This is a genomic window from Streptomyces sp. 7N604 (assembly GCF_052245475.1).
Classification (GTDB): Bacteria; Actinomycetota; Actinomycetes; order Streptomycetales; family Streptomycetaceae; genus Streptomyces.
This window is the reverse complement of the sequence record NZ_JBQQBX010000015.1, coordinates 41,096-66,919: the sequence shown is the minus strand read 5'-3', so window position 1 is coordinate 66,919 and position 25,824 is coordinate 41,096. Positions and strand designations below refer to the sequence as shown.

General features: G+C 73.4%; 22 protein-coding genes, 1 pseudogene and 1 riboswitch. Of the genes and pseudogenes, 12 read left to right on the top strand and 11 right to left on the bottom strand.

Annotated elements, in window-relative coordinates; all coding sequences use genetic code 11:
- Positions 1-72: 72 nt before the first annotated feature.
- The 9 genes and pseudogenes from cobI to ACTWP8_RS17925 form a co-directional block, all read right to left on the bottom strand.
- Positions 73-825: a precorrin-2 C(20)-methyltransferase gene (cobI, locus tag ACTWP8_RS17965; protein WP_443323145.1), complete on the bottom strand. Its 753-nt coding sequence runs from the start codon at positions 823-825 to the stop codon at positions 73-75.
- Positions 789-2,498, bottom strand: a complete 1,710-nt coding sequence (locus ACTWP8_RS17960; protein WP_443323144.1) for a cobyrinate a,c-diamide synthase — start codon at positions 2,496-2,498, stop codon at positions 789-791. The genes cobI and ACTWP8_RS17960 overlap by 37 nt, the downstream gene beginning before the upstream one ends.
- Positions 2,492-3,088: a cob(I)yrinic acid a,c-diamide adenosyltransferase gene (gene cobO, locus ACTWP8_RS17955; protein ID WP_443313582.1), complete on the bottom strand. Its 597-nt coding sequence runs from the start codon at positions 3,086-3,088 to the stop codon at positions 2,492-2,494. The genes ACTWP8_RS17960 and cobO overlap by 7 nt, the downstream gene beginning before the upstream one ends.
- Complete coding sequence (locus ACTWP8_RS17950) at positions 3,088-5,388, bottom strand: putative cobaltochelatase (protein ID WP_443323143.1); 2,301 nt, start codon at positions 5,386-5,388, stop codon at positions 3,088-3,090. Before ACTWP8_RS17950 ends, cobO begins: the two co-directional genes overlap by 1 nt.
- On the bottom strand, positions 5,385-9,086 hold the full coding sequence (gene cobN, locus ACTWP8_RS17945) for a cobaltochelatase subunit CobN (RefSeq protein WP_443323142.1): 3,702 nt from the start codon (positions 9,084-9,086) through the stop codon (positions 5,385-5,387). Before cobN ends, ACTWP8_RS17950 begins: the two co-directional genes overlap by 4 nt.
- 29 nt (positions 9,087-9,115) lie before the next feature.
- Positions 9,116-10,684, bottom strand: a complete 1,569-nt coding sequence (locus ACTWP8_RS17940) for a cobyric acid synthase (protein WP_443323141.1) — start codon at positions 10,682-10,684, stop codon at positions 9,116-9,118.
- A 350-nt stretch (positions 10,685-11,034) separates the two neighbouring features.
- Positions 11,035-11,967: pseudogene (locus tag ACTWP8_RS17935) on the bottom strand (cobalamin biosynthesis protein); the annotation flags it as partial.
- 214 nt (positions 11,968-12,181) lie between these two features.
- A riboswitch (cobalamin riboswitch) is annotated at positions 12,182-12,312 on the bottom strand.
- 289 nt (positions 12,313-12,601) lie between these two features.
- Positions 12,602-12,841 carry a hypothetical protein gene (locus tag ACTWP8_RS17930; RefSeq protein ID WP_443313586.1) on the bottom strand — a complete coding sequence of 80 codons (240 nt, stop codon included), beginning with the start codon at positions 12,839-12,841 and terminating at the stop codon, positions 12,602-12,604.
- A gap of 61 nt (positions 12,842-12,902) precedes the next feature.
- Positions 12,903-14,165 (bottom strand): inorganic phosphate transporter, encoded by a 1,263-nt coding sequence (locus tag ACTWP8_RS17925; protein WP_443323140.1) that lies wholly within the window; start codon positions 14,163-14,165, stop codon positions 12,903-12,905.
- A 203-nt stretch (positions 14,166-14,368) separates the two neighbouring features.
- Here ACTWP8_RS17925 and ACTWP8_RS17920 point away from each other — a divergent pair, with 203 nt between their 5' ends.
- The 3 genes from ACTWP8_RS17920 to ACTWP8_RS17910 all read left to right on the top strand — a co-directional run bounded on the left by ACTWP8_RS17920 (position 14,369) and on the right by ACTWP8_RS17910 (position 18,249).
- The gene (locus ACTWP8_RS17920; RefSeq protein WP_443323139.1) at positions 14,369-15,076 is read left to right on the top strand and encodes a class II aldolase/adducin family protein; all 708 of its coding nucleotides are present in this window, start codon (positions 14,369-14,371) and stop codon (positions 15,074-15,076) included.
- A gap of 100 nt (positions 15,077-15,176) precedes the next feature.
- Positions 15,177-16,304 (top strand): alpha/beta hydrolase, encoded by a 1,128-nt coding sequence (locus ACTWP8_RS17915; protein WP_443323138.1) that lies wholly within the window; start codon positions 15,177-15,179, stop codon positions 16,302-16,304.
- A gap of 457 nt (positions 16,305-16,761) precedes the next feature.
- Positions 16,762-18,249: a hypothetical protein gene (locus ACTWP8_RS17910; RefSeq protein WP_443323137.1), complete on the top strand. Its 1,488-nt coding sequence runs from the start codon at positions 16,762-16,764 to the stop codon at positions 18,247-18,249.
- A gap of 92 nt (positions 18,250-18,341) precedes the next feature.
- On the opposite strand, the gene ACTWP8_RS17905 is transcribed toward ACTWP8_RS17910, so the two are convergent.
- Positions 18,342-18,773 (bottom strand): VOC family protein, encoded by a 432-nt coding sequence (locus tag ACTWP8_RS17905; RefSeq protein ID WP_443323136.1) that lies wholly within the window; start codon positions 18,771-18,773, stop codon positions 18,342-18,344.
- Between the two features lie 271 nt (positions 18,774-19,044).
- Between ACTWP8_RS17905 and abc-f the strand changes: the two genes are divergently transcribed.
- From abc-f to ACTWP8_RS17885, 4 genes are all read left to right on the top strand, one after another.
- A complete protein-coding gene (abc-f, locus tag ACTWP8_RS17900; protein WP_443323135.1) occupies positions 19,045-20,643 on the top strand; it encodes a ribosomal protection-like ABC-F family protein in 1,599 nt (532 codons plus the stop codon).
- A 53-nt stretch (positions 20,644-20,696) separates the two neighbouring features.
- On the top strand, positions 20,697-20,855 hold the full coding sequence (locus tag ACTWP8_RS17895) for a hypothetical protein (RefSeq protein WP_443323134.1): 159 nt from the start codon (positions 20,697-20,699) through the stop codon (positions 20,853-20,855).
- A 156-nt stretch (positions 20,856-21,011) separates the two neighbouring features.
- Positions 21,012-21,233, top strand: coding sequence for a helix-turn-helix domain-containing protein (locus tag ACTWP8_RS17890; RefSeq protein WP_055472015.1), 222 nt, complete (start codon positions 21,012-21,014; stop codon positions 21,231-21,233).
- A gap of 129 nt (positions 21,234-21,362) precedes the next feature.
- Positions 21,363-22,148 carry an enoyl-CoA hydratase/isomerase family protein gene (locus tag ACTWP8_RS17885; protein ID WP_443323133.1) on the top strand — a complete coding sequence of 262 codons (786 nt, stop codon included), beginning with the start codon at positions 21,363-21,365 and terminating at the stop codon, positions 22,146-22,148.
- Positions 22,149-22,336: 188 nt separating this feature from the next.
- Here the strand turns inward: ACTWP8_RS17885 and ACTWP8_RS17880 are convergent, their stop codons facing one another.
- On the bottom strand, positions 22,337-23,083 hold the full coding sequence (locus ACTWP8_RS17880; protein WP_443323132.1) for a hypothetical protein: 747 nt from the start codon (positions 23,081-23,083) through the stop codon (positions 22,337-22,339).
- A 158-nt stretch (positions 23,084-23,241) separates the two neighbouring features.
- Here ACTWP8_RS17880 and ACTWP8_RS17875 point away from each other — a divergent pair, with 158 nt between their 5' ends.
- Genes ACTWP8_RS17875 through amaP form a run of 5 tightly spaced genes read left to right on the top strand, consistent with a single transcriptional unit; the run spans position 23,242 to position 25,729 of the window.
- Complete coding sequence (locus tag ACTWP8_RS17875) at positions 23,242-23,730, top strand: Asp23/Gls24 family envelope stress response protein (RefSeq protein WP_443323131.1); 489 nt, start codon at positions 23,242-23,244, stop codon at positions 23,728-23,730.
- A 60-nt stretch (positions 23,731-23,790) separates the two neighbouring features.
- Positions 23,791-23,982: a hypothetical protein gene (locus tag ACTWP8_RS17870; RefSeq protein WP_443323130.1), complete on the top strand. Its 192-nt coding sequence runs from the start codon at positions 23,791-23,793 to the stop codon at positions 23,980-23,982.
- Between the two features lie 6 nt (positions 23,983-23,988).
- Positions 23,989-24,420, top strand: coding sequence for a hypothetical protein (locus tag ACTWP8_RS17865; protein ID WP_443323129.1), 432 nt, complete (start codon positions 23,989-23,991; stop codon positions 24,418-24,420).
- Entirely contained in the window at positions 24,417-25,121 is a 705-nt protein-coding gene (locus ACTWP8_RS17860) for a DUF6286 domain-containing protein (RefSeq protein ID WP_443323128.1), read from the top strand. Before ACTWP8_RS17865 ends, ACTWP8_RS17860 begins: the two co-directional genes overlap by 4 nt.
- Before the next feature lie 8 nt (positions 25,122-25,129).
- On the top strand, positions 25,130-25,729 hold the full coding sequence (amaP, locus tag ACTWP8_RS17855) for an alkaline shock response membrane anchor protein AmaP (RefSeq protein ID WP_443323127.1): 600 nt from the start codon (positions 25,130-25,132) through the stop codon (positions 25,727-25,729).
- Positions 25,730-25,824 lie beyond the last annotated feature (95 nt).

Genomic DNA, 25,824 nt, shown 5'->3' with positions numbered 1-25,824 from the left:
GGATGTCAGCGTGGGGATCGTCGGGAGTGTCACCGGGCATGTCGCCGTGAGTGTCAGGGGGGATCTCGGGGTTCACAGCTTTCCTCCGCGTCCGCTGTCGCGCCGCGCGGGCGCGATCAGCGTGGACAGATACGGCAGCGGGCCGGACTCCAGCTCCGCCGCCGGCCGGATCGACTCCTCCGGCAGGCCGAGAGCCGAGCCCCACACCCCGCCGTCCGTACGGCCGGTCGCCTGCAGCGCCGCCGCGACTTCGCCCGCCAGCCGCCCGAACTTGTACGCCACCACCGTCCCCGGCCCTTCCAGAGCCTCCTTGAGGACGGCGGATCCCGCGGTCACCGGGACGAGTGTCAGGGGTTCCGTGCCCTCGGTGAGCACGGCGCCGCTGCGCGCGGCGAGGTCCTGCATCGCCGTGATGCCGGGCACCGTCTCGACGACCAGGTCCGGTATCAGCGCCCCTGCGGTCTGCGCGAGATAGGTGAAGGTCGAGTACACATTGGGGTCGCCGATCGTCGCGAACGCCACCGTGCCGTGCGTGCGCAGCAGTTCGGCCACCCGGTCGCCCGCCGCGTCCCACGCGGCCTCGCGACGGGTCCGGTCGCTGCGCTCGTTCAGCGCGAAGACCACGCGGACGACCTTGGCCGGGTCGACGTAGTGCAGCACGGTCGCCTCGGCGCGGCCCGTGCCGCCGTCCTCCATGACCGGTACGACGACGGCTTCGGCGTCCCGTAGCGCGTTCACACCCTTCACGGTCACCAGTTCCGGATCACCGGGGCCGACCCCGACCCCGATCAACCGGCAGGCATCTGTACGACGCTGCTGCTGCATGCTCCACACCTTTCGACGAACCTCCGGGCCATGCCCGGTGAAGCAGCCCAGTGCACGTGGATGTACGAGGCGTGCACCCCCTTCTGGACGAATCCCTCGAAGCGCCGCCCGAAGCGACGGTCACGCCCGGCGCGCTCCTCGCACCCCTCGGCCCCGTCGAGCCCGGGCAGGCCCCACGCAGGTGCGGCGCCCGCGCCCGGCTCGATCACCGTCCGGTGGAACTCGTGCCCGCGCAGGCGGGTTCCTGCCGGGGCCAGCGCGCTGTCCGAGACCGCAACGGCCTCGCGGTAGCCCAGCGTCAACCGCTCCGACATCCGCGCCTCCGCGTCCAGCACGCCGCACATCGGCTTGCCGTCCAGCGACCGGGCCAGATACAGCAGCCCTGCGCACTCCGCCGCCACGGGCGCACCGGATGCCGCCAGGGCGGCGACGGCCTTGCGGAGGGGCTCGTTCGCCGAGAGCTCCGGGGCGTAGATCTCCGGGAAGCCGCCGCCGATCACCAATCCGGCGGTGTCGGGCGGGAGTTCCTGGTCTCGCAGCGGGTCGAAGGTCTGCACGTCGGCCCCGGCCGCGGTCAGCAACTCCGCATGCTCGGCATACGAGAAGGTGAAGGCCGGGCCGCCCGCGACGGCCACGACGGGCCGCCTGCGGCGAGCCGCTCCCCGCTCCTGTCCAACAGCGAGCTCCGCCTGCGGGCGCCGCCCCTTCCCGGAGCTGGGGCTTCGCCCCAGGTCCCCGGGCTGTGGGCAGTCGTTCCGCGGGGCTTGGGGTACTCCCCCTGGCTTCGCCGGGGGCACCCCCACCCACTCGAAGCTCTGCGGGAGGGTGGGCACAATCCGGCCACCGGCCCGCGCCCGAATGGGGTCTGGGGCGGAGCCCCGGTTCCGGGAAGGGGCGGGACGGGGGAGTGGCTCGCCGCAGGCGGCCTCGGCCGTCGGGTCCCAGGCGGATGCCGTCAGCGCAGGGGCGCTGCGCGCCAGCCGTAGAAGTGCCTCCAGGTCGCAGGCCACTCGTATGCGCTCGGCCAGTGCCGTCACCGACTCGACCGCCTCCGAGCGGCGCTCGGCCACCGGCACCAAGCCCAGGTGCCGCGACGGGGCGCGGACCTGTTCCGCGCGGCGCAGGGCGCCCATCACCGGCACGCCCGCCCCGTCCAGCGCCTCGCGGAGCATCGTCTCGTGCCGCTCGGAGCCGACCTTGTTGAGGATCACCCCGCCGATGCGCACCTCCGGGTCCCAGGAGGCGAAGCCGTGCACCAGCGCCGCCACCGACCGCGACTGTGACGAGCCGTCGACGACAAGAACCACCGGCGCACGCAGGAGCTTGGCGACATGTGCGGTCGACGCCAGCTCCCCTTGACCAGCAGCCCCGTCGTACAGGCCCATCACGCCCTCGACGACGGCGAGGTCCGCCCCTGTCGCACCGTGCAGGAAGAGCGGTGCGATCAGTTCCGGACCGCACATGTACGCGTCCAGGTTGCGGCCCGGCCGCCCCGTCGCCAGCGCGTGATAGCCCGGGTCGATGTAGTCCGGGCCCACCTTGTGCGGTGACACGGTGAGGCCGCGCTGCGCGAAGGCCGCCATCAGGCCCGTGGCAACGGTGGTCTTGCCGCTGCCGGAGGCCGGTGCGGCGATCACCAGCCGCGGGACGGCAGAGCCGGGCGAAGTCACCACTCGATGCCCTTCTGGCCCTTCTGCCCCGCGTCCATCGGGTGCTTGACCTTGGACATGTCGGTGACCAGATCGGCGGCCTCGACCAGTTTCTCCGGAGCGTTACGCCCGGTGATGACCACGTGCTGCGTGCCAGGGCGGTCCCGCAGCACCGACACCACCTCGTCGGTGTCGACCCAGCCCCAGTGCATCGGATACGCGAACTCGTCCAGTACGTAGAGCCGGTATGTCTCCGCGGCCAGGTCGCGTTTGACCTGCTCCCAGCCTTCCTTCGCGGCCTCCTCGCTCGACTCGATGTCGCGCTGAACCCACGACCAGCCCTCGCCCATCTTGTGCCATGAGACGGTCCCCCCTTCGCCCGAGTCGCCGAGAACGCGCAGCGCGCGCTCCTCGCCGACCCGCCATTTCGCGGACTTTACAAACTGGAATACACCGACCGGCCAACTTTGGTTCCATGCCCGCAGCGCCAGCCCGAACGCCGCCGTCGACTTCCCCTTGCCGATCCCGGTGTGCACGATGACCAGCGGCCGGTTGCGGCGCTGACGCGTCGTCAGCCCATCGTCCGGAACCACACTCGGCTTCCCCTGCGGCATTACGCGGCCCTCCGTCCGTCTGTGGCTCCCCGTACATCGCGGACCAGCGCCGCGACGCTGTCCGCGCGCAAATCGTCCAAGGTCACGGCCGTGCCGCCCAGATCGCGGGCCAGCGCACCCGCGAGCCCCAGCCGCACCGGCCCCGACTCGCAGTCCACGACCACCGACGCCGTTCCCCCGGCGGCCAGGAGGCGGGCGGCGCGCCGCGCGAGTGCGATGGGATCGCCTGGCTGCCCAGAGCTGGCCGGTGCGCCGGCCGAAGCCGCGCCGCCCGAAGCCGAGTCGCCCGAAGCCGAGCCGCCCGGTGCGCCGCCCGAACCTGCGCCGCCCGATGCCGCGCCGTCCGATGCCGTGCCGCGAGCGCTGCCTCCGCCCGCAGCAGTTGCCCTGCCATCCGTGACCACGACCAGCAACGGTCGCCGGGAGGGGTCACGGAGCTGCTCGATCCGCAGTACTTCGTGCGCTTTCAGCAGGCCCGCGGCCAGTGGGGTCCGGCCGCCCGACGGCAGCGACTCCAGGCGGGCCGCCGCCGCATCCACGGATGAGGTCGGCGGTAGGACGAGGTCGGCGGCCTTGCCCCGGAAGGTGATCAGGCCGACCTTGTCGCGGCGCTGGTAGGCGTCCAGCAGCAGTGAGAGCACCGCGCCCTTGACGGCGCTCATCCGCTGCCGCGCCGCCATCGACCCCGAGGCGTCCACGACGAACAGCACGAGATTGCCCTCCCGCCCCTCGCGCACCGCTTGCCGCAGGTCGTCCCGCCGTACGACGAGCCCCGGGCCCGACCGGCCCCGTACGTGCTGGTGCGGGGCGGCCGCCTGCACGGTGGCCGCCAAGTGCAGCTTGGTCAGGGCCCCTTGGGGGCGGCGCGCACCGGTCGTGCGCCCGTACTCCGTACGGGCCCGGGAGCGTCGGCCCGCCGCGCCGTCACCCATCCCGGGCACGCTGAGCATCCGCGTCCGATACGGCTCGGCTGCGCCGACCGCCGCCTGCTCGCGGCCCTGGCCCGAGCCGGGCTCGCCGTCGTCGGACCCCTCCGCGTCGGCCCCCGTGCCACGCGCGTGTGGCCGCTCCCGCGCGCTGTCGTGGTCGGAGCCCGCGTCCGTGCGCGGCTCCGGGACCGGCGGATCGGCGGACCGGCTGTCCTCGCCGGACGGCGGACCCGCGTCCTGGTCCGGCAGCGGCTGTCCGCCCCCGCCGCCGGGCCCGCCCTCCGGCCCGTCCGGCCCCCGGTCCGGGTCCGGATCCGAGTCGTCCCCGCCACTGAACTGCTCGAGCGTGTCGTCGAGTTTGTCCTCGTCGAGGCCCGGCGCGTCGAAGGGGTTGCGCCGCCGCCGGTGCGGCAGCGCCAGCAGCGCCGCCTGCCGTACGTCCTCCGCGAGCACGTCCGTACGCCCCGCCCACGCGGCCAGCGCCGTCGCCGTCCGCGCCGTCACGATGTCCGCGCGCATCCCGTCCACCTCGAACGCCGCGCACACCGCCGCGATCTGCCGCAGCGCCCCGTCCCCGAGCCGCACGGCGGGCAGCAGCGCGCGCGCCGCCGCGATCCGCTCCCGCAGCGCCTGCTCCTCACCCGCCCAGCGGGCGGCGAAGGCGGCCGGGTCCTCGTCGTACGCGAGCCGGCGCCGTACGACCTCCACGCGCGCGTCCGGCTCGCGCGAGGCCGCCACCTCCACCGTCAGGCCGAACCGGTCGAGCAGCTGCGGCCGCAGCTCGCCCTCTTCCGGGTTCATCGTCCCGACCAGCAGGAAGCGGGCCGCGTGCCGCACCGACACGCCCTCGCGCTCGACGTATGAGGCGCCCATGGCGGCCGCGTCCAACAGCAGGTCCACCAGGTGGTCGTGGAGCAGATTGACCTCGTCCACGTACAGCACGCCGCGGTGCGCGTCAGCCAGCAGGCCCGGCTCGAAGGCCTTCTTGCCCTCCGACAGTGCCCGCTCGATGTCCAGCGCGCCGACCAGCCGGTCCTCGGAGGCGCCGACCGGCAGTTCGACCATCCGGGCCGGCCGCGCGACACCAGGCCCCGCCTCGTGCGGCCCGTCCGGGCACGCCGCGTCCGGAGCCGCCGGATCGCATGAGAACCGGCAGCCCGGCACGACGTCCACCGGCGGCATCAGCGCGGCCAGGGCGCGTACGGCCGTCGACTTCGCCGTGCCCTTCTCGCCGCGCACCAGCACCCCGCCCACCGCGGGGGAGACCGCGTTCAGCAGCAACCCGAGCCGCAGGTCGTCCATCCCGACGATCGCGGTGAACGGGTAGTTCGGGACACCGGCGCCGGCCGTCGTGGGTGTCGTGGTGCTCATGCGTCGCCCTCCAGATCGCCTTCGAGCGCGAGGTAGGTCTCCCGGAGGCGCTCCAGCGTCTCCGGGTCCGGTTCCGCCCACAGGCCGCGGTCCGCGGCCTCCAGCAGCCGCTCCGTGATGCCGCGCAGCGCCCAGGGGTTGGACTTCTCCATGAACTGCCGGTTCTCCGGGTCGAAGACGTACTCCGCCGACAACTTCTCGTACATCCAGTCGTCCACCACGCCGGCCGTCGCGTCGTAGCCGAAGAGGTAGTCCACGGTCGCGGCCATCTCGAACGCGCCCTTGTAGCCGTGCCGCCGCATCGCCGCCATCCAGCGCGGGTTGACCACCCGGGCCCGGAAGACCCGGTGCGTCTCCTCGCCCAGCGTCCGCGTCTTCACCTGGTCCGGCACCGCGCTGTCGCCGACGTACGCCTCGGGGGAGCCGCCCGCCAGGTGCCGGACCATGGCGACCATGCCGCCGTGGTACTGGAAGTAGTCGTCGGCGTCGACGAGGTCGTGCTCGCGCGTGTCGACGTTCTTCGCCGCCACCTGGATGCGGCGGAAGGCGGTCTCCATATCACCCCGCGCCTGGCGCCCGTCAAGACCGCGCCCATACGCGTAGCCGCCCCACACCGCGTACACCTCGGCCAGATCCGCGTCCGAGCGCCAGTTTCTCGCGTCGATCAGCGGCAGCAGGCCGGCCCCGTACGCGCCCGGCTTCGAGCCGAAGATACGGGCCGTGGCCCGGCGCCGGTCGCCGTGCTGCGCGGTGTCCTCGTCGGCGTGTGCGCGTACGTAGTTGGACTCCGCGGGCTCGTCCAGCTCGGCGACCGCCCGTACCGCGTCGTCGATCAGCCCCACCACATGGGGGAAGGCGTCGCGAAAGAAGCCGGAGATCCGGACGGTCACATCCACGCGCGGCCGGCCCAGCTCCTCCAGGGGCACGATCTCGAAGCCGGTCACCCTTCGCGAGGCGTCGTCCCATACCGGGCGGCAGCCGAGCAGCGCCAGGATCTCGGCGATGTCGTCGCCCTGCGTACGCATCGCCGACGTGCCCCAGACGGTGAGGCCCACGGACTTCGGGTACGCGCGCGTGTCGGCCAGGTAGCGGGCGATCAGCGAGTCCGCGAGCGACTGGCCGACCTCCCAGGAGAGCCGGGAGGGGATCGCCTTCGGATCGACCGAGTAGAAGTTGCGGCCGGTCGGCAGCACGTTGACCAGACCACGCGTCGGCGATCCCGAAGGCCCGGCCGGGACGTAGCCGCCCTCCAAGGCGTGCAGGACGTTGCCGATCTCGTCGGTCGTACGGGCCAGCCGCGGCACGACCTCGCGGCAGGCGAACTCCAGCACGGCCACGGCGTCCGCGCAGGAGGGGCCGGGCGGTGCCTCCCCAGAAACCACAGCAGGCCCGCCCAGGACCTCGGAGACCAGACCGGGGGCCGCGGCGGCATCCCATCCGCGCGCCTCCAAGCCCTCCGCGAGCCGGCGGCACAGCTGCTCCAGCAGGTCGATCGCGTCCGCGGCCGTACGGGACGGCCCGTCCACCAGCTCCGTCAGCTCCACCGGCACCTTGACTGCCCCGCCCGGCTCGGCCAGCAGCTCCTTCTCCACCAGCCCGAAGTGCCGGGCGAGCGCGGCCCGCAGGCCAGGCAGCGCCTCTGCCCTGCCGCCCCACACCTGTGAGGCGCGCAGCACGGCCAGTACGAGGTTGACGCGGGCCTCGCCGGCCGGCCCGCCGCCCAGGATGTGCAGCCCGTCGCGGATCTGCACATCCTTGATCTCGCACAGGTAGCCGTCGATGTGCATGACGAACTCGTCGAACTCGTCGTCGTCCGGCTGCTCGTCGACGTGCAGGTCGTGGTGCAGCTCCGCGGCCTTGACCAGGGTCCAGATCTGCGCCCGCACGGCCGGTGCCTTGGCCGGGTCGAGATCGCTCACGAGCGCGTACTCGTCGAGCAGCTGCTCCAGCTTGGCGAGGTCGCCGTAGGTGTCGGCGCGCGCCATCGGCGGTACGAGGTGGTCGACGACCGTGGCGTGGCCGCGGCGCTTGGCCTGGGTGCCCTCGCCCGGGTCGTTGACGATGAACGGATAGACCAGCGGCAGGTCACCCAGGACGGCGTCCGGGCCGCAGGACGCGGACAGGCCCAGGCCCTTGCCGGGCAGCCACTCCATGGTGCCGTGCTTGCCCATGTGGACGATGGCGTCGGCCCGGTAGGTGTTTTCCAGCCAGCGGTAGGCCGCCAGGTAGTGGTGCGAGGGCGGCATGTCCGGGTCGTGGTAGATCGCGATCGGGTTCTCGCCGAAGCCGCGCGGCGGCTGGATCATCACCACGACGTTGCCGAACTGGAGCGAGGCGAGAACGATTTCGTCGCCGTCGACGTAGAGCGAGCCCGGCGGCTCTCCCCAGTGCTCCAGCATGCTGTCGCGCAGCTCGGGCTCCAGCTGCGCGAACCACTCCTGGTAGTCCGCAAGCGGCACGCGCGCGGGGGCGGCGGCGAGCTGCTCCTCGGTCAGCCACTCGACGTCGTGGCCGCCCGCGGCGATAAGTCGATGAATCAACTGGTCGCCTTGGTCGGGATGGCCCTCGACCGCGTACCCGGCGTCCCGGAGCGCGTCGAGCACCCGTACCGCCGAGGCGGGCGTGTCCAGGCCCACGGCGTTGCCGACCCGCGAGTGCTTCGTCGGGTAGGCGGTGAAGACGACCGCGAGCTTCTTCTCCGCGTTCGGCTTGTGCCGCAGCGCCGCGTGGCGTACGGCGATTCCGGCGACGCGGGCCGCGCGCTCCGGGTCGGCGACGTACACCGGTACGTCGTCCTCGCCCGTCTCCTTGAAGGAGAACGGCACGGTGACCAGCCGCCCGTCGAACTCCGGGATCGCGACCTGCATGGCCGCGTCCAGCGGGGACAGCGCGGCGTCCGACTCCTCCCACGCGGCCCGCGAGGAGGTCAGGCACAGCCCCTGCAGCACCGGCACATCCAGCTCCGCCAGCGCGCCCACGTCCCACGCCTCATCGTCGCCCCCGGCCGACGCGTCGCTCGCGCGCGTGCCTCCCGCCGCCAGCACGGTCGCCACGATCGCGTCCGCCCGGCCCAGCAGCTCGTAGAGGCCCTGGTCCGCGCCCCGGAGCGAACCGCAGTACACGGGAAGCGCGTTGGCGCCCTTCGCCTCGATGGCATCGCACAGCACATCGACGAAGGCGGTGTTCCCGGACAGATGGTGGGCCCGGTAGAAGAGGACCGCGACCGTGGGGCGTGCGGCATCGTGCGCGCGCTCCCCTTGTGCGCCTGCTGTGTGCACGCCGAACGTCGGCATCTGCCGCGGCGGTTCGAAGCCCTCACCGCTCATCAGCACGGTGTCGGACAGGAACCGCGCGAGCTCGGCGAGGTTCGACGGGCCGCCCTCCACGAGGTAGCGCAGCGCCTCGGCCACGACACCGGCCGGGACCGACGACTCGGCCATCAGCTCCGCGTCCGGCACGGATTCACCGCCCAGCAGCACGGTCGGCACGCCCGAGGCGCGCAGCGCCGCGAGCCCGTCCTCCCAGGCCCGCTTGCCGCCCAGCAGCCGTAGGACGGCGATGTCCGCGCCGTCGAGCAGGCCCGGCAGATCGGCCTCGGCATCCACGCGCGCGGGGTTGCCGATCCGGTACGCGGCGCCGGAGGCGCGAGCCGCCAGCAGATCCGTATCGGCGGTGGACAGCAGCAGCACAGTGCTCACGGTGGCCCCTTCGATTCGTGCGTTGTCCTTCATGGCGCCCCCGGCGGAACGCTGTGACCTGGCATCCCCGGCGGAACGAACGGCAGCCCGGACGGCGCGCCGTCCTCGATCAGCCGCAGCAGCGCGTCCGTATCGGCGTGTTCCTCGATCAGATCGCCCAGGCGGTCCAGCTGCTCCTCGCGCAGCGCCCCGAACGACGTATCAGGAGCGGGTACGAAGCGGCGCCCGGCCGCCTCCGCGACGCGCCGCAGAAAGGCGCGCCGGAACCCGTCGCTCTCCAGCGAGCCGTGCCAGTGCGTGCCCCAGACGGACCCGACCCTGCAGCCGTCGAGACCGCGGCCCTGGCCATCGGAGATGAACGCCTCGTCTCCGCCGGTCACCTCGGCCACGCCGTGGTGGATCTCGTAGCCCTCGACGCGCTCGCCCAGCGCCTCGCCCACCGGCCGCGCGAGGGTCTTCTCCGGCGCGAAGCGGACCCGTACGGGCAGGAGCCCGAGCCCGTCGACCGCCCCGGCCCGCGACTCGACGTCGTCCTCGATGCGCTCGCCCAGCATCTGGAAGCCTCCGCAGACGCCGAGCACCGGGCGGCCCTCGGCGGCACGCCGGGCGACGGCGGCGGCGATACCGCGCTCGCGCAGCCACTCCAAGGCGCGCACGGTGCCGCGGGTGCCGGGCAGCACGACCAGATCCGCGTCGGCCAGCTCCTCCGGGCGGTCGACGAACCGCACCACCACGCCCGGTTCCGCGGCCAGCGCGTCCACGTCGGTGAAGTTGGACATCAGCGGGACCGCGGCGACCGCCACCCGCAGCACGTCCTCGCCGTGCGGCGGGGCGACGACCGACTCGCGCACCGCGCCCCGCAGCGACACGCGCAGGCCGTCCTCCTCGTCGATGCCGAGCCCGTGCGCGTACGGCAGCACACCGAAGGTCCGCCGCCCGGTCAGGCCGCGCAGCATCTCCAACCCCGGCTCCAGGAGGGCGACATCGCCGCGGAACTTGTTGACCAGATACCCGGCGACGAGCGGCTGGTCCTCGCGGCCGAGCAGCGCCGTCGTGCCGAAGAAGGAGGCGAAGACGCCGCCCCGGTCGATGTCCCCGACCACCACGACCGGCAGCCGAGCGGCCCGCGCCAGCCCCATGTTGACGATGTCGGTGCGCCGCAGATTGATCTCGGCCGGGCTCCCGGCCCCTTCACAGATCACTGCGTCATACGTGCCCCGCAGCTCCTCCAGGCACGCCACGACGGTGCCGAGCAGCTCCTCCTGCCGCCCTCCGTGGTAGCGGCTGGCGCTCAGCTCGCCCACCGGCTTGCCGAGCAGGACGACCTGGCTGCTGCGGTCGCTTCCGGGCTTGAGCAGTACGGGGTTCATGAGGGCCGTCGGCTCGATACGGGCGGCCGCGGCCTGCATGGCCTGGGCCCGCCCGATTTCGGCGCCTTCGCGTGTCACGAACGAATTCAGTGACATGTTCTGCGCCTTGAAGGGCGCGACGGATACGCCCTTGCGGGCCAGCCAGCGGCAGATGCCGGCCGTGACGACGCTCTTGCCCGCGTCGGATGTGGTCCCGGCGACCAGCAGCCCGCCGCCCCTGCGATTCATGACCGCTCCTTCCGGGCCCCGGGAACGCGCGCGCCCCGACCGAGCCGCCCCGCGAGCCCAAGCCGCCGTACGACCCCGCTCCCCGGCAACCCCGCCTCCGACCGCGCCGGTACCAGCCCCTCCGCGCCCGGCCGCTGCGGCCCCGGACCCTTCAGCCCCGGACCCTCCGTCCCCAGGCGTTCCGCGTCCGGGTTTTCCCACCCGCCCGCCCTGAAAGGGGCGTCCGGGTGGGAAAACCGTGCCGCAGAGCCGGTGTTCGCCGCGCGCCGGTCTCTCGCGCGGATGCGCGCTGCGTCGGCGGACGTGGCGCGCAGCGCGGTCCGGAGCGCGCCCGGCGCCGGTGGTGCGCCGGCAGCCCACGCCAGCCGTGCGGCCACGCACGCCGCCAGCGCGAGTGTGCTCACGCGCCGCGAAAGCCGTACCGCACGCTCGATGTCCTCCACCGCCACCGGGCGGTTGCCTTCCCCCAGCACAGGACGGTGCTCGACCCGGCCGCCGTACGCGAGTGTGCCCCCGAGCCGTACGCCCAGCGCGCCCGCGAACGCGGCTTCCACAGGACCGGCATTGGGGCTGGGGTGCTTGCGCGCATCGCGGCGCAGGACGCGCCACGCGCCCCGCGGGTCGGGACCCGCCAGTACGGCCAGCGCCGCGGTGAGCCGGGAGCCCGGGAAGCCCACGAGGTCGTCGAGGCGGGCCGAGGCCCAGCCGTAGCGCCGATGGCGCGGCGACTTGTGACCGACCATGGCGTCAAGGGTGTTGACCGCCCGGAACCCCACCAGCCCCGGCACGCCCGCCACCGCGCCCCAGACCAGGGCGCCCACGACCGCGTCCGAGGTGTTCTCGGCGACGGACTCCACGACGGCGCGCGCGATCTGCCGCTCGTCCAGGGCCTGCGGGTCCCGGCCGCACAGGTGTGGGAGGCGGTCGCGGGCCACCTCGATGTCGCCTGCCGCCAGCGCGCCGCCCACGGCCCGCGCCTCGCGGCCGAGCGACGTGCCGCCCAGCACCGACCAGGCGGCGACGGCGGTCAGCGCCACGGCTGCCGCGGGGGAGCGGCGTACGGCGCGCGACAGCGCTGCTGCCGCGGCCACGGCGCCGCCCGCGCACACAGCGGCGTGCAGGGCGCCGTACGCGCGGTGGTCGCGCCACAAGCGCCGCTCGACGGCGGCCGCGGCCCGCCCGAAGGCGGCGACGGGGTGACCGCGCCGCGGATCGCCGGCGACGAGGTCGCAGGCGAAGCCCAGCGCGGCGCCGTACACGAAAGAGGCGTGTTCGGCACGCATCGGATCAGGACGCCGTCGTGCCTCGGAGGGAACGCGCGCGGGGGGCACGCGCGCGTAGGGAACACGGCCGTGGGGAACACGGGCGGCGGGAAAGCGCGACGGCGGTTCTTGGGGAACGGCGGGTATGACGCGAACGGCGCGTACGGCGGCAGCCGGGCATGGCGATATGTCCTCACTCAGGGTCCGCGCCCTGGCTCGACGTGACCGGCGGTGAGAGTCTCCTGGCTCCCGGATCGGCGCTTCCCCCGGCCTTCCAACCCGTTGTTAAGGGCCGTGACTTCTGGGGTGGGGGAGCGCTCCCCGGTGACAGTGGCGGGACCGCGCCGGATTCGCACCGGCTTCCTCTCCTGCCGCCGTTTGGCTCCGGCAGTCCACCACGGCCCGCGAACGCCCGTCAACTTGCCCCTTGACCTGCGGCAGGACCTCACACGCCCGCGGCCGGGGAACGACTGCGATCGTTCCCCGGCCGCGGGCACGAAGGGCTTGCCGCCAACAGGGGCGGGTGGGGCCATCGTTGTCCCTGCGCGGAGACGGAAGCGGAGGCCCGCTGCCGCCGCCCCACGTGCCCACGCGCGCGTGGGGCGCATGACGAGCGGTGCTCGCATGGGCGCATGGCGAGCGGCGCGGGGCTCCGTCAGGCGACGATCAGGTAAATCCCGTACGCGACGGCCGCAGCGCACAGCGCGTAGCAGGCGTACGCGCCCCCGCGCGCGAGGACCGGCGGTGCACCGGTCGCGGCGACCGTGCCGTCCGGCTGCGGCTGCGCCTTCCTGGAGCTGCCGACGATGCCGAGCGTGAACAGGCCGACCATCCCGACGGTGACCAGGAGGCTGACGCCGAAGACCTGGCCGAGTGCTGCCCAGTCGATGTCCATGCGGATGCTTCCTTCTTGCTTCTCTCGACCGATCTCGATTGATCCCGATTGATCCCGGGGCCTAGGCCGTGACCTTGGTGGTGGCGGACTGGGACTTGGACTGCGACTGGGGCGGCGGGCCGGCCGACTCCTGGGCTCCGGCGGCGGCCGTGCCCACCGGCGGCGGGGAGACGGACTTGATGGCTGCCGTGACGACGCCCTCCGGCTCTGCGCCCTCGACGCCGTCGACGTCGTTGACGTTGGTGTGGTCGACCGGCCTGCGGCGCGAGGCGATCCAGATAGCGGCACAGGCCGCAAGCGCGAGCACGGCGACACCGGCGACACCCGCGGTGCCCTGCTTCGCCAGCAGCGCAGCGGCGCCGCCGACCACACCCGCGGCCGGCAGGGTCAGCCCCCAGGCCGCGAACATCCGGCCAGCCGTGGACCACCGCACCACGCCGCCCTTGCGGCCGAGCCCGGAGCCCATCACGGCGCCGGAGCAGACCTGGGTGGTGGAGAGGGCGAAGCCGAGGTGGGAGGAGGCCAGGATGGTGACCGCGGCGCCGGTCTGGGCGGCGAAGCCCTGCGGCGGCTGGATGTCGGTGAGGCCCTTGCCCATGGTGCGGATGATCCGCCAGCCGCCCAGGTAGGTGCCGAGCGCGATGGCGAGACCGGCCGAGGCGATGACCCACAGCGGCGGGGCGGCGTCCGGGGCGAGCGCGCCACCGGTGATCAGCGCCAGCGTCATCACACCCATGGTCTTCTGCGCGTCGTTGGTGCCGTGGGCCAGGGAGACCAGCGCGGCCGAGGCGATCTGCCCGGCGCGGTAGCCCTTGGCGGTGGCCTCCGGGTCGGCGTTCCGGGCGGCGCGGTAGGACAGCCGGGTCGCCAGCAGGGTGGCGATGCCCGCGACGACCGGCGCGGCGACGGCCGGGATCAGGACCTTCATGACGACCTCGTCGCCGTGGACGGCGCCGAGGCCCGCCGAGGCGACGGTCGCGCCGATCAGGCCGCCGAAGAGGGCGTGCGAGGAGCTGGAGGGGAGACCGGCCAGCCAGGTCAGCAGATTCCAGACGATGGCACCCACCAGACCCGCGAAGATCACTTCGGGCTGGATGCCGGATTCATCGACGATGCCTTTGGAGATGGTCGCCGCGACCTCGACCGAGAGGAACGCCCCGACGAGGTTGAGGACCGCCGACATCGCCACCGCGGTCTTGGGCCTGAGAGCCCCGGTGGAGATGGTGGTGGCCATGGCGTTGGCGGTGTCGTGGAAGCCGTTCGTAAAGTCAAACACCAAGGCCGTGATGATCACGATCCCGATGAGAAGCGTGATGTGTTCCATTCACCCAGGCAATCAGTTTGGTGGTCAGTGGCTGCCGTGACCGTAGGGATGCTGAGTGAACGGAAGGTGAACTGGATGGGGCGTTGGGGTGCTGTCGTATCCATGGAGGTTGGATCTCGGCGAGGCGCAGAGCGGCACAAACCGACCGGTGGTGCCGCCCCCACTGAATTCTGTGAAACAGATCACTGTCTTTGAGGTGAACTTTGGAGTCGCTGCAAAGCCCCTCGGCGCCCCTGGTGGAGGCCTGGGCCGACGTGGTCGCCACGGCCCGCCGCACGGTGGCCGACGGCCTGGTCGTGGGCACCTCGGGGAACGTGTCCGCCCGCGTCGGGGACACCGTTCTCGTGACCCCGACCGGCGTGCCGTACGACCGGCTGGCCCCGGACGACCCCGTCGGCGTCGACCTCTCTGGCCGCCAGGTCCTCGGTGAACTCAAGCCGACCAGCGAGCTGCCCATGCACCTCGCCGTCTACCGCAACACCCGCGCCGCGGCCGTCGTCCACACCCACGCCGTCCACGCCACGGCCGTCTCCACCCTCGTCCCCGAGCTTCCGCCCATCCACTACATGACGGCGGCGCTCGGCGGACCGGTGCGCGTCGCCCGATATGCGCTCTACGGGAGCGACGAATTGGCCGAGAACATGCTCCGCGCACTCCGCGACCGCAGCGGATGCCTGCTGCAGAACCACGGCACCGTCGTCCACGGCGACAGCCTCGACGAGGCGTACGACCGCACCGCGCAGCTGGAGTGGATGTGCAGGCTCTGGCTCGCCGCGCACGCCGTACCCGGGCGTGAACCCAGCCTGCTGTCCCCGGACCAGCTCGCGGAGGTGGCGGAGAAGCTCCGCGGCTACGGCCAGGGCGACGGCGATGGCGAGGGCGACGGCCGGCGCGACGGCGAGCGGAGCTGACCCCGCCGCGTCCCGGACCCGCGAAGGTGTCCCGGATCCGCGTACGCGTACGGTGTCCGCCCGCTGGCCGCTCGCCTGGCACCCGACCACACTGGTACGGATGCGCCTGCGTACAGCGGCGGCCGTGGCGGCCGCCACCCTCCTCGGTGCCGGCGCGGCCGCCGTGGCGGCCGGGCGGTACGCCTGTGACGCTGCCCTGAAACCCTCGCGCGTCCGGCCGCTGCCCACCGACCCGCAGCTCACCGTCCACGCCTCGGCCGCCGACCAGATCACGCTCACCCGCAGCCTGGCGTCGCTGCGGCCCGGCACGTACGGGCTGACCGGCGGCGACCGGCACGCGATCGTCGGGGCGGTCCTGAGGAACTCGCCGCACCCCGCGGACTCGGTCGTCCGCCGCCTCGAGCGGGTCACATACGGCACGCTGGAGCCCGGCGACCGGATGTGGCTCACCCCGCAGGTCTACATCGGGAACCCGCGCGACGCCCTGGGACTCGACCACGCCGACGTGGACGTGCCCGGCGAACTCGGCGCGCTGCCCGCGTGGTTCGTACCCGGCGCCCGTGACACCTGGGTGATCACCGTGCACGGCCTCGGCACCAGCCGCGAACACCCCATGGTCATCATGCCCTTCCTGCACCGGCACCGGTTCCCGATCCTCGACCTCGCCTACCGCGGCGACCTCGGAGCCCCCCGCTCCCCGGACGGCATCGGCCACCTCGGCGACACGGAGTGGCGCGACCTGGACGCGGCGATCCGCTACGCGGTGCGGTACGGGGCGGAGACGGTCGTGCTGTACGGCTGGTCGACGGGCGCCACGATGGCGCTGCACGCCGCGGCCGAGTCCGCCCTGCGGAACCGGATCAAGGGCCTCGTCCTCGACTCGCCCATCCTGGACTGGCAGGCGGCCGTACGGGCTCTCGCCGCCGCGGACGGCGCGCCGCGGCCGCTGCTGCCGCTGGCGGTACGGGCCGCGCAGGGGCGTACGGGTCTGGGCAGCGGGCGCCTCTCGGCGTCCGCCGACCCCGACCGGCTGTCCGTACCGGTGCTGATCATGCACGGCCCGGACGACACGATCGCTCCGTGGGACGCTTCGCGCGCCCTCGCGGAACGCCGCCCGGATCTGGTCACGCTGCTCCCCGTCGAACACGCCCCCCACGCGTCGATGTGGAACGCCGACCCCGAGTCCTACGAGGAAGCCCTCCGCCGTTTCCTCACCCCCCTGATGTAGCCCCGCCCCCACCCGCCCCCTTTAGGGACGGGCGAACGCCCGCCCGTCCCTACCACCCGGGTCGGACGGCCGCAGTAGCCTCCCACCCTTTAGGGCCGGTCGGCTGGCCGCAGTTCCCAACCCCCCGCCCCTTCAGGGGCGGGAAGTCACGCGCCGCAGGCGCGGCACGGGGCGGGCTGCGCCACGCGGGCGTCCACGCGGGTGCCCCGACTGCGGCTCGCCGCGCGGCGCCGCCGCCCAGGGATGCCGCCGCCCGGGGTGCCGGGCCGGGGCTCCCGCCCGCCCCCTTATGGGCGGGCGGGTGGGAAGTTGCGCACCGCAGGCGTGGAGGACGGCCGTCGTGGTGGTCAGCCTCCGCGCGGCGCGGAGCCCCGTCCATCCAGGGCCGAGGTCGTGAGGAATCCGCGCGAGCGGATTCCGATTGGGCTTTCGGGCCGTCAACGGGAAGACTGCTCCCGTGACGTCCCGTACCCCGCGCGACTCCCGGCTCCGCCTTGTCCCCCGACGACCGATGTCCGCCGCCCGCCGGGCCGTGACTAACCGGCGCGCCAGGCCCGCGCCCAGGCCGCCCGAGGGCACGCCGCCGCGGGCCGAACTCGCCCGCCAGGCACGGACGGAGCTCGCCGGAGCCGTGCGGATCGCCCGCTGGGCGGACGCGGAGCGCGGCCGCGGTGCCCGCCTGCGGCCCGGCGGCAGCGGCGCGCTCAGCCGCGACGCCGCAGAAAGCGCCGCGGCCGCACTGAACCTGACTTCACATCAGGTACTGGCCGACTGGGACCGGGCGCGGCTCGCCGGGCTCATCGAGCTGTACGGCGAAACCGCCCGTCCCGGCTGGCGGCTGCAGGCCTGGGACCGGGACGACAGCGCCGCGCTGCGCGGCTGGGTCGCGCTCTTCGACGCGTGGTCGCTCGCCCACCCCGCGCCCTCGGCCTTCGCACCCACCCCCGTCGCGGAAGTCGTCGAGGCCGCGCCCCAGCTCCTGTCGCTCCTCCAGCTCTCGGACGGCGCCGTCCCGGTCTCCGCCCTTCAGGACCTGCTGGAGAAGCGCGTCGCCGAACTGCGCACCGAGCGCTGCGAGGTGCCCTACCCGGACAACAGCGCCCCCGACACGAGCGCCCCCGACACGAGCGCCCCCGACACGAGCGCCCCAGACACGAGCGCCCCAGACACGGGCACCCCCGACACAAGCACCCCCGAGACCGAGCTGTCCCACGCCGACGGGCCTCGGCCCGGCGCCCTGCTGGACTGGGCGCTCGACGCTCTCGCCTCCGTCGGCGCGCTGACCGTCGGGGACGGCCAGGCCACGCTCACCCCGCTCGGCAACTGGGCCGTGTGGGTCAAGCTCGAGCAGATCTGCGTGGCTGCGCAGAGCCCCGCAGGGAACATCGAGTGGTCCGCGGAGGACATGCTGCGCGGCTGCGCCCGCCTCACCCCGGGCCCGGCCCGCGACGAGTACCGGGCCTGGCTCGCCGCCCGCCCGGCCGCCGCCGCGGTCTCCGAACTCCTCGACGCCGCCCGCGGCGACGACGCCCTGCTGCGCGGACTCGCCTTCGAGGCGCTGCGTGTGGTCGGCGGGCCCGCCGAGCCCGCCGTACGGTCGGTCGTCGACGAGCCGCGCCTGCGCCCGTACGCCCTCCTGTGGCTGGCCGAGCAGGAGGGCAGCGACCCGGAGGACCCGCTGGCGGTGCTCACCCGTGAAGAGGCCACGTGGCTGTGGGTCGACACCGCGGCCGCCGTCGCCGACCACGGCGAAGCCCCGCTGCTCGTACGCCATCTCGACTCGGCGGTGCAGGGCACGGTTCCGGCGCTGCTCGACGAGGTACGGGCCGTCGGCCACCCGCGCACCGTGCAGGTCCTCGTCGCCCTGGCGGCCGCCCACCCCGACCCGGCGCTCGCCAAGGCCGTGCGCCGGGCCGCCTTCCAGGTGCACACGGGAGAGGCCTGAAGGGCTCGGGCAGCCACGCCGCAGGAGCCCGGCAGTCACGCCCAGGAGACGCGGCAGGAGCACCGGCCGTCACGCCCCAAGAGCCCTCGCAGTTACCCCGCGCCGCCGGCCGGGGTCCGGCCGGCCGGGGCGTACGTGCCGAAGCTCCACACGTTGCCCTCGGCATCCCGCGCCATGTAGTCCCGCGAGCCGTAGTCCTGGTCGGTCGGCGGCATCAGGATCTCCACGCCGTGGGAGGCGGCCTTGCGATGGTGCGCGTCCACGTCCTCGACGACGACGTAGATGCCGACGGGCCCGGCGTTCCGCATGGTCTCCGCGAAGACGCCCGCTCTGCCCTTCGACCCGAGCATGACCACGCCGTTGCCGTAACTGAGCTCCGCGTGGGCGACGATGTCGTCCTCGCCCGTGTAGACCGCGTCCGCCTTGAAGCCGAAGGCTTCCGTGAGCAGCTTGATCGCCGCCTGCGCGTCCTCGTACAGCAGCGTCGGGTAGATCGTCGGCCGGGCCGCACCGGTGTCTGCCATGACGTTCACTCCTCCGGAACCTGTGGAACCGCTCCTGGATGCGCGCTGCCCACCCACGAGTATGGGTGAAGTGCGTCACCTCGTCCTGCTGCGCACGGCGGCGGGGAGCCGCGCTGCCTGCGGGATCGCGTCGCCCACCGCGAAAATGCGGTTGCACGCCCCCGCTAGACTCCGTGTCATGGCAATTCTCCTTGTGCATTAGGCGGCGTCGCCGACCCGTACGCCCGCACGTCCGTCCCGACGCCCTCATCTGCTGCCCTGGAGTCTTTCCGTGATCACCGCCACCGGCCTCGAGCTGCGCGCAGGCGCCCGCATCCTCATCGAGTCCGCCTCCGTCCGTATCGCCAAGGGCGACCGCATCGGCCTCGTCGGCCGCAACGGCGCAGGCAAGACCACGCTCACCAAGGTCCTCGCCGGTGAGGGCATCCCCGCCGCGGGCACCGTCACCCGTACCGGAGAGGTCGGCTACCTCCCGCAGGACCCGCGCACCGGCGACCTCGACGTGCTCGCCCGGGACCGCATCCTCTCCGCGCGCGGCCTGGACACCGTGCTGCGCATGATGCGCGAGAACGAGGACCGGATGGCGAACGGCCAGGGCGCCACCCGTGAGCGCGCGATGAAGAAGTACGAGCGCCTGGAGACCGAGTTCCTGACCAAGGGCGGGTACGCCGCGGAGGCCGAGGCCGCGACCATCGCCGCCAGCCTCAACCTCCCCGACCGGGTCCTCGGTCAGCCGCTGCACACCCTCTCCGGCGGCCAGCGGCGCCGCGTCGAGCTGGCCAGGATCTTGTTCTCGGACTCCGACACCCTGCTGCTCGACGAGCCGACGAACCACCTCGACGCCGACTCGATCCTCTGGCTCCGGGACTTCCTCAAGACCTACCGCGGCGGCTTCATCGTGATCTCCCACGACATCCAGCTGGTGGAGACGGTCGTCAACAAGGTCTTCTACCTGGACGCCAACCGGTCGCAGATCGACATCTACAACATGGGCTGGAGGCAGTACCAGCTCCAGCGCGAGGCCGACGAGAAGCGCCGCAAGCGCGAGCGCGCCAACGCCGAGAAGAAGGCGGCGGCCCTCAACGCCCAGGCCGACAAGATGCGGGCGAAGGCCACCAAGACCGTGGCCGCCCAGAACATGGCCCGCCGCGCCGAGAAGCTCCTCTCGGGCCTCGAGGAGGCGCGGCAGTCCGACAAGGTCGCCAAGCTGCGCTTCCCCGACCCCGCGCCGTGCGGCAAGACCCCGCTCACCGCCGCGGGTCTGTCCAAGTCGTACGGCTCGCTGGAGATCTTCACCGACGTCGACCTGGCCATCGACAAGGGCTCCCGGGTCGTCATCCTCGGCCTCAACGGCGCGGGCAAGACGACGCTGCTGCGGCTGCTCGCCGGGGTCGAGCAGCCCGACACCGGCGCGGTGACGCCCGGGCACGGCCTCAAGCTCGGCTACTACGCCCAGGAGCACGAGACCCTCGACCCGGACCGTACGGTCCTGGAGAACATGCGCTCCGCCGCGCCAGACATGGACCTGGTCGACATCCGCAAGACGCTGGGGTCGTTCCTCTTCTCCGGCGACGACGTGGACAAGCCCGCGGGTGTGCTGTCCGGCGGTGAGAAGACCCGGCTCGCGCTCGCGACCCTCGTGGTCTCCTCCGCGAACGTGCTCCTCCTCGACGAGCCCACCAACAACCTCGACCCGGCCAGCCGCGAGGAGATCCTCGGCGCGCTGCGCACCTTCAGCGGTGCGGTCGTGCTGGTGACGCACGACGAGGGCGCGGTGGACGCGCTCCAGCCGGAACGCATCATTCTGCTGCCGGACGGAGTCGAGGACCTGTGGGGCGACGACTACGCGGATCTCGTCGCGCTTGCCTGATCCACTTCTGTCCTGTCACCTGATCCACTTCTTCTGGATCATTCGGCCGATGCGTGATCCATCATCTGAGTGAGCCGGGGTCGTACCTCGGCGTGCCGCAGCCGCGAGGTCCCGACTTCGTGATGTATACACCCGCCGACTCGTCTCCGGCCCGTCTCCGGAGCGCGGGCGCCGCGCTGACCTGGACCTTCGCCGTCGGCTGCGCACAGTGACGAATTCCGGGACCGTACGGAATCGAAGCGTCCAGATGTGTCCGTGCGGCTCTGCGGGACAAAGGTTGTCGCACGGACCTTGCCGAATGGGTGGCCAGGACGCCCTCAAGGGGTGATCATGAGAGTCCAGAGCGCACTTCCCATGAGGAGGCACGGGTGGCCGAGACTCTGAAGAAGGGCAGCCGGGTGACCGGCTCCGCGCGCGAAAAGCTCGCGGCTGACCTGAAGAAGAAGTACGACTCCGGTGCGAGCATCCGGGCGCTGGCCGAGGAGACCGGCCGCTCGTATGGGTTCGTTCACCGGATGCTGAGCGAGTCCGGGGTGACCCTCCGTGGTCGCGGCGGAGCCACACGGGGAAAGAAGGCTCCTGCGTCCTGACGAGGCACCTCCCGGCAGAAGTGGGGCAGTACCACCCGGTCGATCCGGTGATCGCCCGGGTGGTTACTGTGCAGTAAGGTCGACGGCGAACTCGTCGACCGCATGACTGCGGCCCATCCGGAGGCACCCATGACCCTGCTGGACAAGGACGGCGTACGGCTCACCGTCGACGACGCGGCAACCGTCGCCACGGTGACCCTGGCCAACCCCGACAAGCGCAACGCCCAGTCGCCCGCACTGTGGCGCGCTTTGGCCGAGGCGGGGCGCCTGCTGCCGGGGAGCGTACGCGTGGCCGTGCTGCGCGGAGAGGGCAAGTCCTTCTCCGCGGGGCTCGACCGGCAGGCTTTCACCCCGGAGGGCTTCGACGGCGAGCCGTCGTTCATCGAGCTCGCGCGCGGCTCCGACGCGGAGCTGGACGCGGCCATCGCCGAGTACCAGGAGGGGTTCACCTGGTGGCGGCGGAACGACCTCATCTCCGTCGCGGCGGTGCAGGGACATGCGATCGGCGCGGGCTTCCAGCTCGCGCTCGCCTGTGACCTGCGCGTCTGTGCCGACGACGTGCAGTTCGCCATGCGCGAGACCAGCCTCGGACTGGTCCCGGACCTCACCGGCACGCACCCGCTCGTCGGGCTCGTCGGCTATGCCAGGGCGCTGGAGATCTGCGTCACCGGGCGGTACGTCCAGGCCGCGGAGGCCGAGCGGACCGGCCTCGCCAACCTGGTCGTACCCGCCTCGGAACTCGACGCCGCTGTCGCGGACTTGGCCGCGGCTCTGCTCGCCGCCCCGCGCGACGCCGTGATCGAGACGAAGGCACTGCTGCGCGGTGCCGCTGACCGCACGTACGAGGAGCAGCGGGCGGCCGAGCGGGGCGCGCAGGCGCGGCGACTCCGCGATCTCGCGGGCATCGCCGACTGACGGCCGACTGACGGCCGACTGACGAGGGCGCTGCCGCCGCTCTCCCCGGGCCCCGGCTCGGGCTCCGGCCTGAGTCCGGCCCGGGCTTGCCCCGGACCGGCCCGGGTTGGCCTCGGTCCGGCGCGGGTCGGCCTCAGTCCGGACCGGCTCGGGTTGCCGCCGCCGCGCGAGCGACTCCTGGCCGGGATTCACGGCTGCTCGACCGCCGTCACGACGACTGCCACCGTCACCGGCGCGGCCGTGTCGGCGGCCGCCGCCGCGGTCACGGCTGCCCGTACCGCGCGGGCGACCTCCAGCGCGCGGTGACTGGCGGCGACCGCCAACTGCACCTCGACGTGGCGCCGTTCGGGAGCGTCCTCGTCCTGGATCCGCACGGGCCGGGCGGGCCTGCCGAGCACGGGCGCCAGCCGGGTCACGCCCGGGACGGCGGTCACCGCGTCGGCCACGTGGCCGTACGGGCCGGGCTCCGCGCCCCGGCTCCGGTCCGCCGCCCCCTCCCCGGCCGCTTCCGGCTCCCGCATGCCCTCCGCGGCGTGCGATACCTCCAGCAGGTCGGTGACCCGCAGATCGACTGCCGTCGTCTCCAGGCCGAGGCTGTGCTCCGCCGCCCCGAGCAGCATCTCGCGCAGCCGCTCCGCCGACTCCGGCAGCGGCAGCCGCGTCCATGCCGCGAATTCCGCGTCGATACGGAGCGGTCCCGGCGGCAGGGCGCTCGCGGGCCGCGGGACCGCGGGCGTGGCTGCCTTCGCCGGGTCCGCGAGGCCGATCCGGAGCCGGCCGAGCCGTACGTCGTCCAGCCGGGTCGCCGCCCGCCGCAGCACCTCGCTCGCGGCGCGCTCCGTGATCCAGGCGCCGTCCGCGGGGCTGCCCAGCGGCAGCAGTCGGCCCAGACCGAGTTGCTGCCGTACGGCGTCCGCCCATCCTTCTGTGGCCACCGGTGCTCACCCCTTCCCGGCTGTCCCCACGATCCAGGATGCTCCACACAGCGTGCCGTCCCACGCCTGCCGCATCCCTGGAGCGGCGTGGGGCATTCACACTTAGTGTGGGCAACGGAGCGGAATGCCGCTTCTCTCCTCCGAAGGGACGACCGGCCATGTCCGAGACCGCACAGCGGAACCGGCCCGAGACGCCCGAACCCCCCTCCGTCGGCGAGGCTCCCAGGAAGACCCTGGGCGCCAAGCGCGGCGGAGGAGATCCCGCGATCCGAGGCCGTACCACCATCGCCGACGGCGTGGTCGAGAAGATCGGCGCGCTCGCCGCCCGCGACGTCGTCGGCGTCCACGCGCTGGGCAGCGGAATCTCCCGCACCTTCGGGGCCGTGCGGGACCGGGTGCCGGGCGGGAGGCCCGCCGTCACCCGCGGAGTCAGGGCCGAGGTCGGCGAGGTGCAGACGGCGCTGGACCTGGAGATCGTCGTCGACTACGGCGTCTCGATCGCCGACGTCACACGGGCCGTACGGGAGAACGTGATCTCCGCGGTCGAGCGGATGGCCGGCCTCGACGTCGTGGAAGTCAACATCGCGGTGAGCGATGTGAAGCTGCCGGACGAGGAAGAGGAAGAAGAGGGACCGCGCATCCAGTAGCCGAAGCCGAAGGGGACCGGACTGGACCGGGCGGCACAGGCGCAAGAGAAGGAGCGCACGATGAGCATGGCCGTGGTCGGCTTGATCGCCGGCATGGCGCTGGGCTTCGCCGGGTACTTCGGCGGGTTTGGCGCCTTCCTGCTGGTGGCGGCGCTGGGCGCCGTCGGATTCGTCGTCGGGCGGTTGCTGGAGGGCGACCTGGAGCTCGGCGACTTCTTCCGCCCCCGCGAGCGCGGCGAACGGCGGCGGTGAGCGCCGGTGCCCGAGGATGCCGCCACGGTGGCGGCGCCGGTGCCCGAGCCGGAGCCCGTGGCCGCGGGCGAGCGGGGGGCCACGCGTATCGCGGACCGGGTCGTCGCGAAGATCGCCGCCCGGGCCGCCAGGGAGGCGCTGCGCGATGTGCCCGAGGCGCACCACGTGCCCGCCGGCCGCTGGCCGCACGCGACGGTGTCCGTACGGCCGGCGCCAGGTCAGGGCGGCGCCCGGCCCCCGTTCGCCGAGGCGCGCGTGCGGGTGGCGGTGGAGCTGGGCTACCCCTGTGACATCGGCGCGCGGTGCGGCGCTGTGCGTCATGAGGTCTCCGAGCGGGTACGCGCCTTGGCAGGCATGGATGTGCCCGAAGTGTCCGTATCTGTGGAACGGCTGCACTCCGAGCAGTCGCGGGCGGCGGAGCAGGGGAGGGTCACATGAGCGACCACGATCCGGACGCGAAGGGCGGCGACGGCGGTACGCAGCGGATGCCCACGGTGGAGCGCGAACCGGCCTCGGGCGGCGGGTCGTCCGACCTCGAGCAGTCCGCGTCGGCCGCGGACTTCGACGGCGGGGGCGGCGAAGGCCAGCCGCGGCGCTTCTGGTCCGAGCGGCGCGTCCCGGCGGGGATCGTCGCGGCCCTCGCGACCGCGGGCCTGGGGCTGCTCCTCTACGACGTCGCCGCGGTGCGGGCGGGCCGGACCGCGATGGAATGGCGCCGCCGGCTCGCCGACGAGCTGGCGGAGCGCCCGCTGGACAACCCCTGGATGATCGGCGGCGCCGCGGTCGCGATGGTGCTGGGGCTGTGGCTGCTGCTGCTCGCGCTCTCCCCTGGACTGCGCGGGCTGCTGACCATGCGGCGGCCCTCGGGGGTCGCGGGCGCCATTGACGTCCGGGCCGGACTCCACCGTTCCGCGGCCGCGCTCGTGCTGCGCGACCGGGCGATGGAGGTGTCCGGCGTGCAGTCGGTACGGGTCGACGTCAGCCGCCGCCGGGTCAGGGCCCGCGCCCTGGCCCACTTCCGCGACCTCGACGAGGTGCGCCGCGACCTGGACGATGCGATGGCCTCCGGCATCGGGGAGCTGGGCCTGGTCCGGCAGCTCGACCTGTCCGTGCGCGCACGACGCCCGGCGAAGAGGTGACCTGACCCATGCTCAGGACCGTCAACCGCGTACTGCTGGCACTGGCCGGGCTCGGGCTCTTCGCTCTGGGCGGCGCGGTGCTGATCGGCTCGATCGACCTGTCGCGGCACTGGGGGTTCGACCTCCCGGGCTGGTGGCCCTTCAGGGGGCCGGACGACGTCGTGCTGGGCGACGAGGGCCGCACTCGCTTCCGCGACGACGGCTGGTGGTGGCCGACCGTCTTCGCGGTGCTGACCGTGCTGCTCGTGCTGATGCTGTGGTGGTTCCTCGCCCAGCTGCGGCGGCACCGCCTCGGTGAGGTTCTCGTGGACAGCGGGGACGGGGCGGGGGCGCTGCTGCGGGGGCGTGCGCTGGAGGGTGTGATGGCCGCGGAGGCGGAGTCGCTGGACGGCGTCTCCAGGGCGAACGTCCTGCTGACGGGCCGCCGTCGAACGGCGCCAGAGGCGCGCGTGGCGCTCCTGCTGGAACCGCATGCGGCGCCGGCCGACGCACTGGCCCGGCTGACCGGGGAGGCCCTGACCCACGCGCGCGAGTCGGCGGGCCTGGACCAACTCCCGGCGGAGTTCCACCTCCGCGCGGCCCGCCACCCGGCAGAACGCGTCCTCTAGCCCGACGCCGCCCCGGCGGCGCGCGTGCCGCGCACCGTGCTGGCCCTCCCGCCCACCCGCCCTGAAAGGGCGGGTGGGGATCCAAGTTCCGGCCG

Coding starts and splice junctions, on each gene's coding strand:
- cobI (WP_443323145.1), bottom strand. CDS start 825: ATGCAGCAGCAGCGTCGTACAGATGCCTGCCGGTTGATCGGGGTCGGG.
- cobO (WP_443313582.1), bottom strand. CDS start 3,088: ATGCCGCAGGGGAAGCCGAGTGTGGTTCCGGACGATGGGCTGACGACG.
- ACTWP8_RS17950 (WP_443323143.1), bottom strand. CDS start 5,388: ATGAGCACCACGACACCCACGACGGCCGGCGCCGGTGTCCCGAACTAC.
- ACTWP8_RS17940 (WP_443323141.1), bottom strand. CDS start 10,684: ATGAATCGCAGGGGCGGCGGGCTGCTGGTCGCCGGGACCACATCCGAC.
- ACTWP8_RS17930 (WP_443313586.1), bottom strand. CDS start 12,841: ATGGACATCGACTGGGCAGCACTCGGCCAGGTCTTCGGCGTCAGCCTC.
- ACTWP8_RS17925 (WP_443323140.1), bottom strand. CDS start 14,165: ATGGAACACATCACGCTTCTCATCGGGATCGTGATCATCACGGCCTTG.
- ACTWP8_RS17915 (WP_443323138.1), top strand. CDS start 15,177: ATGCGCCTGCGTACAGCGGCGGCCGTGGCGGCCGCCACCCTCCTCGGT.
- ACTWP8_RS17905 (WP_443323136.1), bottom strand. CDS start 18,773: ATGGCAGACACCGGTGCGGCCCGGCCGACGATCTACCCGACGCTGCTG.
- ACTWP8_RS17885 (WP_443323133.1), top strand. CDS start 21,363: ATGACCCTGCTGGACAAGGACGGCGTACGGCTCACCGTCGACGACGCG.
- ACTWP8_RS17875 (WP_443323131.1), top strand. CDS start 23,242: ATGTCCGAGACCGCACAGCGGAACCGGCCCGAGACGCCCGAACCCCCC.
- ACTWP8_RS17870 (WP_443323130.1), top strand. CDS start 23,791: ATGAGCATGGCCGTGGTCGGCTTGATCGCCGGCATGGCGCTGGGCTTC.
- ACTWP8_RS17860 (WP_443323128.1), top strand. CDS start 24,417: ATGAGCGACCACGATCCGGACGCGAAGGGCGGCGACGGCGGTACGCAG.
- amaP (WP_443323127.1), top strand. CDS start 25,130: ATGCTCAGGACCGTCAACCGCGTACTGCTGGCACTGGCCGGGCTCGGG.